Source organism: Pseudoxanthomonas sp. 97-1-1, assembly GCF_057773125.1.
Genome location: NZ_JBYMTJ010000005.1, coordinates 169626 through 184906, shown reverse-complemented (window position 1 = coordinate 184906; position 15281 = coordinate 169626). Strand labels below are relative to the sequence as shown.

The 15281-nt window shown below is 66.8% G+C and carries 12 protein-coding genes; 6 read left to right on the top strand and 6 right to left on the bottom strand.

All coding sequences use genetic code 11. The annotated features are described in order from the left end of the window. Positions 1-12: 12 nt before the first annotated feature. Positions 13-2238, bottom strand: coding sequence for a S9 family peptidase (locus AC3DET_RS18685; protein WP_488392591.1), 2226 nt, complete (start codon positions 2236-2238; stop codon positions 13-15). Between the two features lie 107 nt (positions 2239-2345). Then, positions 2346-3056, bottom strand: a complete 711-nt coding sequence (locus tag AC3DET_RS18680) for a glutathione binding-like protein (protein ID WP_488392590.1) — start codon at positions 3054-3056, stop codon at positions 2346-2348. Between the two features lie 107 nt (positions 3057-3163). Between AC3DET_RS18680 and AC3DET_RS18675 the strand changes: the two genes are divergently transcribed. From AC3DET_RS18675 to AC3DET_RS18660, 4 genes are all read left to right on the top strand, one after another. Further along, positions 3164-3784, top strand: coding sequence for a TIGR00645 family protein (locus tag AC3DET_RS18675; protein WP_488392589.1), 621 nt, complete (start codon positions 3164-3166; stop codon positions 3782-3784). 4 nt (positions 3785-3788) lie between these two features. After that, complete coding sequence (locus AC3DET_RS18670; protein WP_488392588.1) at positions 3789-4289, top strand: GNAT family N-acetyltransferase; 501 nt, start codon at positions 3789-3791, stop codon at positions 4287-4289. Between the two features lie 49 nt (positions 4290-4338). Continuing rightward, positions 4339-6540: a DNA helicase II gene (gene uvrD, locus AC3DET_RS18665; RefSeq protein WP_488392587.1), complete on the top strand. Its 2202-nt coding sequence runs from the start codon at positions 4339-4341 to the stop codon at positions 6538-6540. Between the two features lie 78 nt (positions 6541-6618). Beyond that, a complete protein-coding gene (locus tag AC3DET_RS18660; protein ID WP_488392586.1) occupies positions 6619-7065 on the top strand; it encodes a universal stress protein in 447 nt (148 codons plus the stop codon). 9 nt (positions 7066-7074) lie between these two features. On the opposite strand, the gene AC3DET_RS18655 is transcribed toward AC3DET_RS18660, so the two are convergent. After that, positions 7075-7368, bottom strand: a complete 294-nt coding sequence (locus AC3DET_RS18655; protein ID WP_225591165.1) for a DUF2782 domain-containing protein — start codon at positions 7366-7368, stop codon at positions 7075-7077. A gap of 107 nt (positions 7369-7475) precedes the next feature. On the opposite strand from AC3DET_RS18655, the gene polA reads away from it, so the two are divergent. Next, positions 7476-10241: a DNA polymerase I gene (gene polA, locus AC3DET_RS18650; protein ID WP_488392585.1), complete on the top strand. Its 2766-nt coding sequence runs from the start codon at positions 7476-7478 to the stop codon at positions 10239-10241. 366 nt (positions 10242-10607) lie between these two features. Further along, complete coding sequence (locus tag AC3DET_RS18645; protein WP_488392584.1) at positions 10608-11096, top strand: DUF421 domain-containing protein; 489 nt, start codon at positions 10608-10610, stop codon at positions 11094-11096. A gap of 172 nt (positions 11097-11268) precedes the next feature. Here the strand turns inward: AC3DET_RS18645 and hemF are convergent, their stop codons facing one another. Genes hemF through AC3DET_RS18630 form a run of 3 tightly spaced genes read right to left on the bottom strand, consistent with a single transcriptional unit; the run spans position 11269 to position 15148 of the window. Then, positions 11269-12198 carry an oxygen-dependent coproporphyrinogen oxidase gene (hemF, locus tag AC3DET_RS18640; RefSeq protein ID WP_488392583.1) on the bottom strand — a complete coding sequence of 310 codons (930 nt, stop codon included), beginning with the start codon at positions 12196-12198 and terminating at the stop codon, positions 11269-11271. Between the two features lie 10 nt (positions 12199-12208). Next, entirely contained in the window at positions 12209-12778 is a 570-nt protein-coding gene (locus AC3DET_RS18635; protein ID WP_488392582.1) for a hypothetical protein, read from the bottom strand. A gap of 3 nt (positions 12779-12781) precedes the next feature. Then, the gene (locus tag AC3DET_RS18630) at positions 12782-15148 is read right to left on the bottom strand and encodes a S9 family peptidase (RefSeq protein WP_488392581.1); all 2367 of its coding nucleotides are present in this window, start codon (positions 15146-15148) and stop codon (positions 12782-12784) included. Between the last annotated feature and the right edge of the window lie 133 nt (positions 15149-15281).

Sequence of the window (15281 nt, the reverse complement as noted above, 5' to 3'; positions counted from 1 at the left end):
GTCTCCTTCGTCTCAGGGCTTCAGGCAACGACCGAAGAAATCCTCGGTCAGGCGGTAGCGGTGCAGCAGGTCGCTGCCGCGCAGGCCGTGCTTGGCGCCGGGGTAGGTCATCAGCTCGAACGGCGTACCGCGCTTCTGCAGGTCACTCATCAGCTTCGTCGAGTTGGAAAACAGCACGTTGTCGTCGGCCATGCCGTGGATCAAGAGCAGCTTCGAGTGCAGGCCGTCCAGGTGGGTGAACACGCTGGCCTCGCGGTAGCCGGCTTCGTTCGCGTTCGGCAGGTCCATGTAGCGCTCGGTGTAGTGGGTGTCGTACAGCGCCCAGTCCGTCACCGGCGCACCGGACACACCGCAGGCATAAGCCTCGCTGTGTTTGGCCAGCAGCATCAGCGTCATGTAGCCGCCGTTGGACCAGCCGTGCACGCCGATGCGCGCGGGATCGACGAACGCCTGCGACTTCAGCCACGCCACGCCGCGCAGCTGGTCGTCCACTTCCACCGTGCCCTGCCTGCCGTACAGCGCGCCACCGAAGGCCGCGCCACGGCGTGGCGTGCCGCGGTTGTCCAGCGAGAACACCAGGTAGCCCTGCTGGGCCAGGTACTGGTTGAAGAAGGCATCGCTGCGGCCGGGCCAGGCGCGGGTGACGGTCTGCGCCGCCGGGCCGCCGTAGACGAAGACCACGACCGGGTACCTCTTCTTCGGGTCGAAACCGGCCGGCTTGATCAGGCTGTAGTGCAGCGGCGTGGTGCCGTCGGCGGCCGTCAGCGTGCCGAAGGTCGTCGGCTGGTGCGCGGCGAGGTACTTCGCGTAGGGGTGCGCCGCGTCGGTCGCATCGTTGGTGAGCAGGGTCGCCAGCTTCGTGCCGTCGGCCTTGAACAGCTCGATCTGCGGCAGCGTGGTGTCGCTGGACCAGCTGTCGACGAAGACACTGGCATTGCGGGCGAAGGCGGCGGCATGCATGCCGGGCGCCTGCGTCAAACGACGCGGCTCGCCGCCGGACAACGGCACGGCATACACGTGTGTCTCGGTGGCGCCATCACGCGTGCCGCTGGCGTAGGCCAGGCCGGCGGCTTCGTCGACGGCCAGCAGGCCGTCGACCACCCACTCGCCCTGCGTCAATGCGGTCAGCTCGGACCCGTCTTCCGATGCCATGTACAGGTGTTCAAACCCGCTGCGCTCCGACGACCACAGGAAGCGCCCGTTCTTCAGGAAGCGCAGGTCGCTGTGCAGTGGCACCCAGGTCTTCGAGGTTTCCGTCACCAGCGTGCGCTGCGTGCCGGTGGCCAGTGTGGTTTCGATCAGCTCGAGCTTCTTCTGGTCGCGCGACTGGCGCTGGAAGGTCAGGCGTTGCGGATCGCGCCAGTCGACGCGGGCCAGATAGATGTCCTGGTCCGCACCCAGGTCGATCCAGCGCGGCTTTGCGCCGGCCTTCGGTGCGATCACACCCAGTTGCACCAGCACGTTGTCATCGCCCGCCGCCGGATACCGCTGCTCGATCACCTTGGTGCGGTCGGGGTACACCTCGTAGCGCTTCTGTACCGGCACCGGCGTTTCGTCGATGCGCGCGAAGGCGATGGCGGAATCGTCCGGCGCCCACCAGTAGCCGGTATGGCGATCCATTTCTTCGTCGGCGACGAATTCGGCCACGCCGTTGCCGATCACGTCGCTGCCGTCGCGGGTCAGCTGTGTTTCCCTGCCGCTGGCCAGCTCGATGACCCACAGGTTGCGGTCGCGGATGAAGCTGACGAAGCCCCCCTTAGGCGATATCTTCGGATCGGTGGCAAAACCACCGCCATCCGTCAGCTTGCGCACCGCGTCCTTGCCGGACTTCGCCAGGTCGTAGAAATAAAGCTCGCCGCCCAGCGGGAACAGCAGTGCCTTGCCATCCGGCGACCATTGGTAATCGACGATGCCGGACAGTGCAGCGATGCGCTGGCGCTCGCGGCGCGCCTTTTCCTCATCACTCAGCACTTCCTCGCCGGGCAGCACCACCGACGAATCCACCAGCAGGCGCGTCTGTCCGCTGGCGATGTCGTATTCCCACAGGTCCAGCCGGTTGCGGTCGCTGTCCTTGCCGCGCAGGAAGGTCACCCGCGATCCGTCCGGCGCGACCTGCGGCTTGGTCAGCGTCGGGCCGGACAGGGGCGCGCTGCCGGTGATCGCTTCCAGGGTGAGTTTTTCGGCGTGGGTGGGGAGGACGGTGGCGAGTGTCATCAGGGCGAACAGGGCGAGGCGCATCGGATTTCTCGGGCGGCAGGGCCGGTCAGTCCCGGATTATTGCATTGGCCGCCGCGTGCGGGCCGGATGCGTCCTGATGCGGCGCAGCCGAGCAGGCTCGGCTCCGTCTACCGTGAGGACTGGCCGAACAGGTGCTTGCGCTCCTCGTCGCTGAGCGGCTGGCCCGCGTTCGGATTGACCTGCGACTGCAGCGCATACGCGCGTTGCACGGCCGGCCGCGCCGCGATCTCGGCGCGCCAGCGCTGCAGGGCGGGATAGGGCGACAGATCCAGTGGCGCCTTGTCGTAGGCGTTGATCCACGGATGCGTGGCCATGTCGGCGATGCTGTAGTCGTCGCCGGCGATGTAGGCATGTTTCGCAAGCTGCGTGTCCAGCACGCCGAGCAGGCGCTGCACCTCGCGCGTGTAGCGGTCGATGGCGTAGGGAATCTTCTCCGGCGCGTACACGGTGAAGTGGCCGTACTGCCCGGTCATCGGGCCCAGGCCGCCCATCTGCCACATCAGCCACTGGTTCACGGCCACTTTCTGGCGGGTGTCGGCGCCGAAGAAGCGGCCGGTCTTGTTGGCCAGGTACAGCAGGATGGCGCCGGATTCGAACACGCTGATCGGCGCGCCGCCGTCGGCCGGTGCGTGGTCGATGATCGCCGGCATCTTGTTGTTCGGCGAGAACGCCAGGTATTCCGGCTTGAACTGGTCGCCCTTGCCGATGTCGACCGGCACGATGCGGTAGTCGAGCTTCGCGCCTGCCTCGGTCAGTTCTTCCAGCATCAGCGTGATCTTGTGGCCGTTGGGCGTGGGCCAGTAGTACAGGTCGATCATGGCGGATTCCGCAGGAGGGGGAGGCCTTCGAGTCTAGCCGTCCGTGCGGGCTTGGCAGCGTCAAATCCGGCCGGTACCCTGCGCCATCCTTGGAAAAGACCGTTCCCATGACGCCCCCCGCCAGCCCTCGCCCCAACTTCTTGCCCAACCTGATCTTCGCGTCGCGCTGGCTGCAGCTACCGCTGTACCTGGGTCTGATCGTCGCCCAGTGCGTGTACGTGTTCCTGTTCGGCAAGGAGCTATGGCACCTGATTCATCGCGCGCCGGGTCTCGGCGAGCAGGAGATCATGCTGATCGTGCTCGGCCTGATCGACGTGGTGATGATCTCCAACCTGCTGGTCATGGTGATCGTCGGTGGCTACGAAACCTTCGTATCGCGCCTGCGCCTGGAAGGCCATCCGGACCAGCCCGAGTGGCTGAGTCACGTCAACGCCAGCGTGCTGAAGGTGAAGCTGGCGATGGCGATCATCGGCATCTCCTCGATCCACCTGCTGAAGACGTTCATCGCAGCGGGCGCCTTGAAGGGTTTGCCTTTCTGCACGCCGGACCAGCTGGCCCAGATGAAGGCCGAGATGGCGATCACGAGCACGCAGTGCACCCAGCTGACCCCTGACGGCGTGCTTTGGCAGACCATCATCCACTGCGTCTTCATCCTGTCGGCCATTGGCATCGCCTGGACGGACAAGCTCATGAATGGTGGAGCCCCCGCCAAGCACGCCGCACACTGACCCCGTGGCGGCCGAACCTGAGATACGCGACGCAAACGATGGCGACTACGCCGCCATCGTTGCGCTGAACGAAGCCGAGGTCCGCCACACCAGCCCCATGGATGCGGACAGGTTGCGCCACTTGGCGTCCCTGTCCGCTTGTCACCGCGTGGCGACGCTCGACGGTCGCGTGGTCGCCTTCCTGCTGGCCATGCGCGCCGGGGCGGATTACCGCAACGACAACTTCGGGTGGTTCGCTGAACGCTATCCGGACTTCCTCTACGTCGACCGCATCGTCGTGGACGCGGCCGCGCAGGGGCACCGGCTGGGCTCGCGGCTGTACGCAGACCTGTTCGCCTTCGCCCGTGCGCATGGCATCCCGCGCATCACCTGCGAGTTCAATGTGGTGCCGCCGAACGAGCCGTCGCGCCTGTTCCACGTGCGCCACGGCTTTGTCGAGACCGGCCGCCAATGGCTGGACGACGGGCGCAAGCAGGTCTCGATGCAGGTCGCCGAACTGGCCTGAACGGACTGCGTCTCAGGGTTTGGGTCGCTGCAGGCCGTAAAATGCGCGGATGGATGTTTCCCACCTGCTCGACCACCTGAATCCCGCCCAGCGCGACGCCGTTTCCGCAGCACAGGGGCATTACCTCGTCCTGGCCGGCGCCGGCTCCGGCAAGACCCGCGTGCTGACCCACCGCATCGCCTGGCTCAACGAAGTCTTCGGCGTGCCCACGCACGGCATCCTGGCGGTGACCTTCACCAACAAGGCGGCCGGCGAAATGCGCGCCCGCGCCGACGTGCAGTTGCGCAACGGCAGCCGCGGCATGTGGATCGGCACCTTCCACGGCCTTGCCCATCGCCTGCTGCGCCTGCACTGGCAGGAAGCGAAGCTGCCCGAGACCTTCCAGGTACTGGACAGCGATGACCAGCAACGGCTGGTCAAGCGCGTGGTGCAGGCGATGGAGCTGGACGAAGGCAAGTTCCCGCCCAAGCAACTGGCGTGGTGGATCAACGAGCAGAAGGACGAGGGCCGCCGCCCCGAGCACATCCAGCCGGCGCCGAACGACGAATGGCTGGACATCCGTCGCCAGGTCTACGCCGGTTACCAGGAACGGTGCGACCGCGCCGGCCTGGTGGATTTCGCCGAACTGCTGCTGCGCGCGCACGAGCTGCTGCGCGACACGCCGGCCTTGCTGGCGCACTACCGCACGCGTTTCCGCGAGATCCTGGTGGACGAGTTCCAGGACACCAATGCCATCCAGTACGCCTTCGTGCGCGTGCTGGCGGGCGATACGGGCCATGTCTTCGTGGTGGGCGACGACGACCAGAGCATCTACGGCTGGCGCGGCGCCAAGGTCGAGAACATGCAGCAGTTCCTGCGCGACTATCCGTCCGCGCGGACCATCCGGCTGGAGCAGAACTACCGGTCCAGCGCGAACATCCTGGGCGCGGCCAACGCCGTGATCGCGCACAACCCCGGCCGGATCGGCAAGCAGCTTTGGACCGATACCGGCGACGGCGAACCGATCGACCTGTACGCCGCCTACAACGAGATGGACGAAGCGCGCTTCGTCGTCGAGCGCATTCGCCAATGGGTACGCGACGGCGGCAGCCTCGGCGATGCCGCCATCCTCTACCGCAGCAACGCGCAGTCGCGTGCGTTCGAAGAGGCCTTGCTGTCGGAGCAGGTGCCTTATCGCGTGTATGGCGGCATGCGCTTCTTCGAGCGCGCCGAAATCAAGGATGCCCTCGCGTACCTGCGCCTGATGGCCAACCGGGCGGACGACGCGGCGTTCGAGCGCGTGGTCAACACGCCCACGCGCGGTATCGGCGAGCGCACGCTGGACGAAGTCCGCCGGCTGGCGCGCGGCGCACGCGTATCGCTATGGGGCGCGGCGATGCTGGCGGCGCAGGGCAGCGACCTGGCCGGGCGCGCACGCAATGCGCTGGCCGCATTCGCCGCATTGGTCGACCAGTTGGCCGAGGAGACTGCGGAGATGACGCTGGCCGAGCGCGTCGACCACGTGCTTGCGCGCTCCGGTCTGCGCGAGCACTGGGCGCGCGAGAGCCGCGGCGGGCTGGATTCGGAATCGCGTACCGAGAACCTGGACGAACTGGTGTCGGTCGCGTCGCGCTTCGTGCGTCGCGAAGACATCGCCGATGACGAGAATGGCAGCGAGGGCATGAGCGAGCTGGTCGCCTTCCTGTCCTACGCCGCGCTGGAAGCGGGCGAAGGCCAGGTCGAGGCCGGTGAGGATGGCGTGCAGCTGATGACGTTGCACTCGGCCAAGGGCCTGGAATTCCCGCTGGTGTTCCTGGCCGGGCTGGAGGAGGGGCTGTTCCCCAGCAACCGCTCGCTGGACGAGAGCGGGCGACTGGAAGAAGAGCGCCGCCTCGCCTACGTGGGCATCACCCGGGCGCGGCAGAAACTGGTGCTGAGCTTTGCCGAGGCGCGACGCCTGCACGGGCAGGACATGTACGGGATCCCCTCACGCTTCCTGCGCGAGATCCCCGCCAACCTGCTGAACGAGGTGCGGCCCCGCGTGCAGGTCAGCCGACCGGCCTCCGGCTTCGCTACCCGGGCGACGCCGGGCCATGCCAGCCTGGAAATGCCCGGCCTCAAGCTGGGCCAGACCGTCACCCACGCCAAGTTCGGCCATGGCGTGGTCACCGATTACGAAGGCAGCGGCGCCCATGCGCGGGTGCAGGTGAACTTCGACAGCGAGGGCAGCAAGTGGCTGGTGCTGGCCTACGCGAACCTGCAGGCCGTCTAGGCCGCGATTGATCCAGATCACGGCGCACTAAGCCCGCCAGGCGTGTAATGGCTGCACCCCATCACCCTGAGGTGCGACATGTACCGGCATATCCTGATCGCGACCGACGGTTCCGCACTGGCAGGCAAGGGCGTGGAACATGGCCTCGCGCTGGCGACGCGACTGCAGGCCAGGGCCACCGTGCTGACGGTCAGCGAACCCATCAATACCGGCTTCGATGACGGCCTGGGCTGGAGCGCGGTAGGCACCTCGCTGCCGGAATTCCAGGCGGCCCGCGAAGAGGCCGCACGCCGGGTGCTGGACGGAGCCGTCGCACAGGCGACCCGGCATGGCATCGAGGTGCAGTGCCTGCACGTCGCTGACCGGTACGCCGCGGAAGCCATCGTCGAAACCACCGAACGCCAGGGCTGCGACCTGATCGTCATGGCCTCGCATGGCCGACGTGCGCTCGGGCGCCTGCTGCTGGGCAGCCAGACCAGCGAAGTACTGGCCCGCTGCGGCGTGCCGGTGCTGGTGATCCGCTAGCGCGGCATCTCACCAGCCATAGAGCTTCCAGTAGACGGGCGATACGTCGACGTTGTCCTTGCTCTTGTCCAGGCGCCCGTCGCCGTCGGAGTCATACAGGTAGTAGGGCGCGCCGCGCGATGGCGTGACCTTGACCATCCGCAGGTTGCCGGCCACGCGGTACTCCTCGATCACGTCGCCATTTTTCTCGGTGCGGACGGCGACCTGCGCGTTGGCGAGGTCGACGTTGGTGGGATCGCTGCCGGTCGATGCGCAGCCGGCCAGTGCCAGCAGGCAGGAGAGCAGCACGGCACGCTTCGTCATGCGGGTCATCGTGGCGACCTTTCGGGGGATGGATGACCCGATTATGCGCCCAACGCCGGGCGGCGCGCGTGACGCCGCATGCAAGGCACGCGGCGTAGAATGCCGGCATGACACGACTCGTACTCATCGACGGCTCCAGCTACCTGTTCCGTGCGTTCCATGCGCTGCCACCGCTGACCAATGCGCAGGGCGAGCCTACCGGCGCGCTCTTCGGCGTGGTCAACATGCTGCGCGCGACGCTGAAGGAAAAGCCCGACTTCGTGGCCTTCGTGCTCGATGCCAGCGGCCCGACCTTCCGCGAAGAACTGTATCCGGACTACAAGGCCAACCGCCCGCCGATGCCGGAAGAGCTGCGCGCGCAGGTGGAGCCGATGATCCGCATCGTGCAGGCGCTCGGCTTCCCGCTGCTGCGTGTCGAGGGCGTGGAAGCGGACGATGTGATCGGCACGCTTGCGTTGCAGGGCGCGGCGCAGGGCATGGACGTGACCATTTCAACCAGCGACAAGGATTTCGCGCAGCTGGTGCGTCCTGGCGTGGCACTGGTCAACACCATGAGCGGCAGCCGGCTGGATTCCACCGAGGCAGTGGTGGAGAAGTTCGGCGTGCGGCCGGAGCAGATCGTCGACTTCCTTGCCCTGATGGGCGACACCGTGGACAACGTGCCCGGCGTGGAGAAGTGCGGTCCGAAGACCGCCGCCAAATGGCTGGGCGAATACGGCACGCTGGCTGAGATCATCGACCGGGCCGGCGAGATCAAGGGCAAGATTGGCGACAACCTGCGCGCGGCCCTGCCACGCCTGCCGCTGAATCGCGAGCTGGTCACCATCAAGACCGACGTTGCACTGGATGGCGGGCCGGAGACGCTGCCGCTGCGCGAACGCCATGTGGATGAGTTGCGCGAGTTGTACGCGCGCTATGGTTTCAACCAGGCGCTGAAGGAGCTCGAGGGTGGCACTGTCGACGCGTCCGCGGTGGCAGAAAAGGAGCCGGGTCGTGCACGCGGCACCGGTCGCGTGGCGGCGGTAATCGCGGACGATGCAGTCATCGACGCGTCGCTCGGTGTCGCGGGCGAATACACGGCCGTGACGGAGCCGGCGCAGCTTGAAGCGCTGGTGGCGCGGCTGGAGCAGGCGGACGAATTCGCGTTCGATACCGAAACCGACAGCCTCGATCCCATGCGCGCGAACCTGGTCGGCCTGAGCTTCGCCACCGAACCCGGCAAGGCCGTGTACATACCGGTGGGCCACGACTATCCCGGCGCGCCGCTGCAACTCGGCCGCGAGGCGGTGCTTGCGGCGCTCGCACCCGTGTTCGCCGATGCAGGCCGGCGCAAGCTCGGCCAGCACGGCAAGTACGACCTGCACGTGTTGCGCCGCCACGGCGTGGACGTGCAGGGCTACGCCGACGATACGATGCTGGAGAGCTTCGTGCTGAATGCCGGCAGCAACCGGCACGACATGGACAGCCTGGCCAAGCGCCACCTTGGCTACGACACCATCAAGTACGAGGATGTCGCCGGCAAGGGCGCCAAGCAGATCCTGTTCTCGGAGGTGGCCATCGACGACGCCACCCGCTACGCCGCCGAGGACGCCGACATCACCCTGCGCCTGCACCGCGCGCTGGCGCCGAAGCTGGCAGCGGAAGCCGGACTGGAAAGCGTCTACCGCGACATCGAGATGCCGCTGGTCCCCGTGCTGGCGCGCATCGAGGCCAACGGCGTGATGATCGATGGCGATGAACTGCGCCGGCAGAGCGCCGACCTGTCCAAGCGCATGCTGGCCGCGCAGCAGAAGGCCACCGAACTCGCGGGCCGCACGTTCAACCTCGATTCGCCCAAGCAGCTGCAGGCGCTGCTGTTTGACGAGCTCAAGCTGCCGGTGCTGGTGAAGACGCCCACCGGCCAGCCCAGCACGAATGAGGAAGCACTCGAAGCCATCGCCGACCAGCACGAACTGCCTCGGGTGATCCTGGAATACCGTGGCCTGGCCAAACTGCGCAGCACCTACACCGACAAGCTGCCGGAGATGGTCAATCCCGACACCGGTCGCGTGCACACCAGCTACCACCAGGCCGGTGCGGCAACGGGACGGTTGTCGTCCACCGATCCAAACCTGCAGAACATCCCGATCCGCACCGAGGACGGGCGCCGCATCCGCAAGGCATTCGTCGCGCCGCCGGGCCGCAAGCTCGTGGCCTGCGATTACTCGCAGATCGAGCTGCGCATCATGGCCCACCTGTCGCAGGATCCCGGGCTGGTGCGCGCGTTCGAGTCCGGCGCCGACATCCACAAGGCGACGGCGGCGGAAGTGTTCGGGCGCAAGCTGGAAGACGTCACCGGCAACGAGCGCCGCGCCGCCAAGGCGATCAACTTCGGTTTGATGTACGGCATGAGCGCCTTCGGCCTGGCGCGCCAGCTGGGCATCGGCCGTGGCGAGGCGCAGGACTACATCGCGCTGTACTTCAGCCGTTACCCCGGCGTGCGCGACTACATGGAGCGCACGCGCCAGCAGGCGCGCGAACACGGCTATGTCGAAACCGTGTTCGGTCGCCGCCTGTACCTGGAGTACATCAACAAGGGGACGCAGGGCCAGCGCGCCGGCGCCGAGCGCGCGGCGATCAATGCGCCGATGCAGGGTACGGCGGCGGACATCATCAAGCGCGCGATGATCGGCGTGGATGCATGGCTTGCGGATCACCGCGACCAGGCGCTGATGATCCTGCAGGTGCACGACGAACTGGTGTTCGAAGCCGACGCCGGCTTCGTGCCGACTTTGCTGAAAGAGGCGACAGCGCGGATGGCTGCCGCAGCGCAACTGAGCGTTCCGCTGGTGGTCGACAGCGGCGTGGGCGACAACTGGGAAGAGGCCCACTGAGCGGGCCTCAGGACGGATTTCCTTCCGGAACATGGACTTGCGGAAGCTTCAGGAAAACCCTGTCAGGTATATTTGTATACTGACGAGTTCAATAAACTGAATTCCTCCTGAATCTTACGGTTTTTTAACCGGAATCTTCACGAACCATCCATGTCCGGAGTGGTCATATAGCCCGTGACAGATGCAACGTCTGTCACTGATCTCTCCCATCCCCTGGAGCGATCTCCCCCGGAGCGACGACCCCTCCCCAGGTCCCGCTCCCTGGCCCCGCCGATCTCCCCCTGGTCTGCGGGGCTTTTTATTGCCTGTCGTTTGCCCGCGTCGCGTGCGCTACCGTGCGCGCAGTCCTTCGCCACCGGGTGACGCATGAGCGCAACGTTCGCCGAGATGTTCCAGCTGGCCATGCCGTGGTGGGCATTCGTGCTGCGGGCGTGCGCGGTCTACTTCATCCTGCTGGTGATGCTCCGTGTGTCCGGAAAGCGGTCGATGGGCCAGTTCACGCCGTTCGACATCCTGCTGATCGTCCTGCTGGGCAATGCGGTGCAGAACGCGCTGCTCGGCGCGGATACGTCGGTAGGCGGGGGTCTGTTGCTCGCGGCCACGCTGATTGCGTTGAACTGGATCGTGGGCCTGGTATCGGCGCGTTCGCCGAAGGTGGAGCGCTGGGTGGAGGGCGCGCCGGTATTGCTGGCACGCGACGGGCAGGTCTACCGCGACGTGCTGCGCCGTGAGCTGATCAGCCGCGAGGATTTCGAGAAGGCGATGCGCGAAGCCGGCTGCCTGGACATGGCCGACATCCGGCTGGCGGTACTTGAGAACAACGGGCACATCACGGTCGTGGGCAGGCAAGCCTAGCTCCCTGCAGGAGCGACGTGAGTCGCGACCGTGGAAATGAAACGTCGTTGACGTTTGTCTTATCCGCACCGCGCGGGAAACAGGGAATTCTTGGCCCGCGTGGCCCCGGCCGAGCCCCACACATTGGATGGCGTGCGGTCGCGACTCACGTCGCTCCTACAGAAGAGCAGGCTCAGGCGAACTCGGCCAGCCAATCACGTGGTCGCAGGTAGTCCGCCAGCCGCTGCTCGTCGCTGCCGTCTTCCGGGGCGTAGCCGTATTCCCAGCGGACCAGGGGGGGCAGGCTCATCAGGATGGACTCGGCGCGCCCACCACTCTGTAGGCCGAACAGTGTGCCGCGGTCGTAGACCAGGTTGAACTCGACGTAGCGGCCGCGACGATACAGCTGGAACTGTCTTTCGCGTTCGCCGTAGGGCGCGTCCTTGCGGCGGCCGACAATCGGCAGGTAGGCGTCGAGGAAACCGTCGCCGACGGCGCACAGGTAACCGAAGTCGCGCTCGAAATCCCCGCTCAGATCGTCGAAGAACAGCCCGCCCACGCCACGCGTCTCGTTGCGGTGCTTGAGGAAGAAATATTCGTCGCACCAGCGCTTGTGTGCGTCGTAACGCGCCTGGCCGCCGAAGGGCTCGCACAGGTCGCGTGCGGTCCGGTGCCAGTGATGCACATCCTCGTCGACCGGATAGAACGGTGTCAGGTCGAAGCCGCCGCCGAACCACCATGCGACGGTTTCGCCATCGCGTTCGGCGCGGAAGTGGCGCACGTTCGCATGCGTGGTGGGCAGGTGGGGGTTGCGGGGGTGGAACACCAGCGACACCCCGACCGCGCGCCAGGAGGCGCCTGCGAGTTCAGGCCGGTGCGCGGAGGCCGAAGGCGGCAACCGGTCGCCGGATACATCGGAGAAACCGATGCCTGCCTGCTCGAATACCGCGCCGTCGCGCAGCACGCGGGTGCGTCCGCCGCCGCGGATCGGTGACGCATCGCCGGGTGGCCGTGCCCAGGCATCCTCCCGGAAGCGCGCGCTGCCGTCGGCGGCTTCGATGGCGGCACAGATGCGGTCCTGCAGGTCGGTCAGATAGTCGCGGACGGGCGTGATGTCGTTCATGCCGCGCATTCTACCGGGGCGTCCGGATCATCCCGAATTCCGCCCGCACGTCGCGCCTGCACAACTGCCAGACCACCAGGCCGTGCAGCACGGCGAACGCGAGGGCGGTCGCCCAGAGCATGGCCAGCGCCAGCAGTCGCAAGCCGGCCAGCTCGTTCCGCATCTCTTCGGTGCCGGGCTGGGATGGGAGCGACTGGATCCAGGAAAAAGCGGCGTCGATCACCGCGATGCCGGCGAAATTCGCCGCGGCGCCCAGCACCATGAAGAACACGAAACCCCACCAGCCCCAGGCGCGGCGACGGAGCAGGCCCACCGCAACCGCCAGGAAGGCGATGCAGACGCCCAGGAAGCCGACGGCGATCGCGGTCAGGTGCGTGAGCATCCACAGCGCGGGTGCGGGAGTCGACCGCGAAGCGAGGAAGCCCAGCACCGTCTCGGTATCCACCTGCCCGAGCAGCAGCCACGCCGCGATCACCTGCGCCGCCGCGTACAGCGTGGCGACGATGCCCATGGCGATCGACACCTTCGCCGTGACGGTGACGAAGCCGGCGCGGGCCATGGCGTTCGGTGAAAACGCCATCGCCTACTTGAGGGTCTGCTCGAACAGCTTCAACACACGCTTGTACTCATCCAGCCACGAGTCCGAGCGGGTGAAGCCATGGCGTTCGAGCGGATAGGCGGCGAGCTCCCAGTTGTCCTTGCGCAGTTCGATCAGCTTCTGCGTCAGCACGACGGAGTCCTTGAAGAACACGTTGTCGTCGATCATGCCGTGCGCGATCAGCAGGTGGTCCTGCAGTCCGGCGGCGTATTCGATCGGCGACGAGGTGCGGTAGGCCTCGGGATCCAGCTCGGGCGTGTTGAGGATGTTGCTGGTGTACTCGTGGTTGTACTGGGTCCAGTCCACCACCGGGCGCAGCGCGGCGCCGGCCTTGAACGTGCCGGGCTCGCGGAACAGCGCCATGAAGGTCATGAAGCCGCCGTAGCTGCCGCCGTAGATGCCGGCGCGGTCGCGGTCGCCCTGCTTCTGCTCGACCAGCCAGTCCAGTCCATCGAGATAGTCCTCAAGTTCCGGATGGCCCATGTTGCGGTAGATCGCGGTGCGCCAGTCGCGGCCGTAGCCCTCGCTGGCCCGGTAGTCCAGGTCGAGCACGATGTAGCCGCGCTCCACCAGCAGATGGTGGAACATCTGTTCACGGAAATAGTTGGGATAGCGCGCGGTGACGTTCTGCAGATACCCCGCGCCATGCACGAACATGACGATGGGGTAGCGCTTGCCGGGTTCCATCGTCTTCGGGCCGTAGTACTTGCCCCAGACCACGCCGGCGCCATGCTTCGACGGCACCTGCACGTACTGCGGCTCGATCCATTCGCGCGCCTTGAACGCCGCGCTGCGGGTGTCGGTGAGCGGCTTCGGCGTGCCGCCGTCCATGCCCACGACGGACAGTTGGGCCGGCGTGTAGCTGCGGGAGTGGCGGACCAGCAGCTGGCGTCCGTCGGGCGATGCACTGAAACTCTCCACGCCGTCCAGCGCGGTGACTTCGCGAAGGCCGTTGCTGGCAAGGTCGAGCTTGCAGACTTCGTAGTCACCCGGCCAGTCGCGGTTGCACAGGAAGAGGAATCCGTTGCCGTCGGGCGTGATCTCCGGTTCCGACACTTCCCATTTGCCGGAAGTGCGTGCGCGTGGCTTCGCGTTGCCGGTCGCCGTATACAGGTGGGCGTAGCCGGATTCTTCCGACAGCAGCCACAGCGTACGGTTGTCCGGCAGCCAGCCGAACTGGTTGAAACCCCAGTTGATCCATGCAGCGTCGGTCAGACGGTGGCGCGGCAGCAGGCGGGCGCCCGGCAGGTCGACTGTGGCGATCCAGCGATCCTTGTTGTCGATGGCATGTACCTGCACCGCGACCTGGGTGCCGTCATTCGTCCAGGCGATCGCGCTGCCGTTGCTGTCGTTCTCCACGCGCACGTCGCGGTTGCCCGTCAGGGGCTCCTTGCCGGCCTTCTTGCGCAGCGCGGCCAGGGGATCCTTGTCGATGCCCGGCAACGGATCGAAGGCGAGCGGCTTCACGCTGCCATCGGCCAGGTCCACGCGCCACAGAGCGTGCGGCAGCGGCGCATTGCGACCCACGCGCGTACGCACATCCTGGAACTCTTCATAGCCGGATTCGGTGACGTACTTCGGCATCTTGCCGCCCTGGCCGGCATCGGCCCCCTTCTTGCGGGTCACCACCAGCAACCAGCGGCCATCGGGAGAAAGCGAACTGCTTTCGATCTCCACCTCGGCGCCCAGGTAGACCGGGGCGGGCGCGCGGGTGGGGTCCGCCTTGCGCCAGGCCTCCGCCTGCTTCTGCGCGGTTTCGCGCTGGGCACGGTCGTCGGCCAGCGTGCGGATCGTGCGCAGTTGCTGCTCGCGCAGGGCGTCGGCCTTCGGTGCGGCCAGCGGATCGCGTTCCGCCTTCAGTTCGGCGACCGTCGTCGTGCCGGTGCCTGCGGCCCAGCGATACCACGTGCTGCCCACGCGCCAGATCACGGCGCCGTCATGGGTGAAGCGTGCCTGCTGCTCGGCTTCGTTGGTGCGCGTGACCTGCGTGAGCGTGCCGCTGCGCAGGTCGCGCACAAACAGGTCGCCGTTGCGCGACAGCAGCATGCGCTGGCGGGTCGCGTCGTAGACGGGATTGCCGGTGTCGAGTCCTGCGCGCTGGTCATCGGCGATGCGCCGCGCGGCGCTGCCGTCCAGTGCCTGCTCGAAGGTGTCGCGTACCACGCTGGCGTCGCGCTTGAGCTCGTACTGCACCTGCTTGCCGTCCCATGCCCACCACGCGCGCTCGACAGGGGGGCCGATCCAGTCCGGCTCGGCCATCGCCTGTTCGATCGTGAGCGGTGTGGAGGTCTGGGCGTGTGCCGCGGGGACGAGGGCGAACGGCAGCAGCAGGGCAAGCAGGGCGGGGCGCATCAGGCATCCGTTAGTGCGAGGTGAAGGGGCAAGATTACCAGCCCCTCCGCCGCACTCCTGCCGCCGATGGTCATGCATCGCGTGAACGCCGTGCGGGTTTCGCGCATGGGGCATTTCCCGCACAATCCCCGCT

Coding starts and splice junctions, on each gene's coding strand:
- AC3DET_RS18655 (WP_225591165.1), bottom strand. CDS start 7,368: ATGACGAAGCGTGCCGTGCTGCTCTCCTGCCTGCTGGCACTGGCCGGC.
- AC3DET_RS18685 (WP_488392591.1), bottom strand. CDS start 2,238: ATGCGCCTCGCCCTGTTCGCCCTGATGACACTCGCCACCGTCCTCCCC.
- AC3DET_RS18635 (WP_488392582.1), bottom strand. CDS start 12,778: ATGGCGTTTTCACCGAACGCCATGGCCCGCGCCGGCTTCGTCACCGTC.
- AC3DET_RS18680 (WP_488392590.1), bottom strand. CDS start 3,056: ATGATCGACCTGTACTACTGGCCCACGCCCAACGGCCACAAGATCACG.
- AC3DET_RS18630 (WP_488392581.1), bottom strand. CDS start 15,148: ATGCGCCCCGCCCTGCTTGCCCTGCTGCTGCCGTTCGCCCTCGTCCCC.
- hemF (WP_488392583.1), bottom strand. CDS start 12,198: ATGAACGACATCACGCCCGTCCGCGACTATCTGACCGACCTGCAGGAC.
- polA (WP_488392585.1), top strand. CDS start 7,476: ATGACACGACTCGTACTCATCGACGGCTCCAGCTACCTGTTCCGTGCG.
- AC3DET_RS18675 (WP_488392589.1), top strand. CDS start 3,164: ATGACGCCCCCCGCCAGCCCTCGCCCCAACTTCTTGCCCAACCTGATC.
- AC3DET_RS18660 (WP_488392586.1), top strand. CDS start 6,619: ATGTACCGGCATATCCTGATCGCGACCGACGGTTCCGCACTGGCAGGC.
- uvrD (WP_488392587.1), top strand. CDS start 4,339: ATGGATGTTTCCCACCTGCTCGACCACCTGAATCCCGCCCAGCGCGAC.
- AC3DET_RS18645 (WP_488392584.1), top strand. CDS start 10,608: ATGAGCGCAACGTTCGCCGAGATGTTCCAGCTGGCCATGCCGTGGTGG.